Here is a 669-nt window from a genome sequence, read left to right on the forward strand (position 1 = left end):
GCGCGTTCACCTTGCTGAGCGGTTACATAGCCAAACAAAAATACATCACCATCCTCTGTAATGACTTTGACTTTAACGCCATTGAGGTCTGAGTCGGTTAATAGAGCCGATTTAACCTTGGTTGTGATCCAGCTGTCGTTGCTGATTTGCGTCACGCTCAATGGCTCTTTAGCCTTAATTTGGTTATGAATGGTTTTGACGCCATCAATGGCTCTAGCTCGTTGCTCAATTTGATTAATCAAATCTTGAGTTGGAGCTTGGCCCATTAAAACAACCGTACCATTGTACGAGCTCGCAACAACTCGAACATGCCCTTTAAATGGTTCTTTATTACCGATCGCTGCGACTTCAAATTCAATATTGTTGTCTTGCCAGATCTGCTTCGTGGTGCGAGTGTCTGTCACAATATTTGCCGTGGTGGCAGCTCCAGCAATGAACAGTCCTGCACATCCGCTCAAGCTTAAGATGGTACATAAAATGACAAGGCTACGTATCATAATGCTGATTCTCAAATCTGTTATTCTTCGTGAGCAGGGAAAAGTACTTGGTCAATCAAATCGCATAAGCAGTGAAGAGTGACCATATGCACTTCGTGAATGCGAGCCGTGCGATGGGATGGAATACGAATTTCTACATCGTTTTCGCCCAGTAATCCTGCCATCTCACCAC

Annotated in this window: 1 protein-coding gene and 1 pseudogene; both read right to left on the minus strand. The window is 44.4% G+C overall.

From position 1 onward, the window contains the following. A partial coding sequence (locus R7Q09_RS26040) for a BON domain-containing protein (protein ID WP_318143932.1) occupies nt 1-497 on the minus strand: 497 nt, incomplete at its 3' end. Nucleotides 498-517: 20 nt separating this feature from the next. After that, a pseudogene (locus tag R7Q09_RS26045) lies at nt 518-669 on the minus strand (phosphoheptose isomerase); the annotation flags it as partial.

It is taken from the genome of Vibrio sp. 2130-1, from assembly GCF_033339515.1.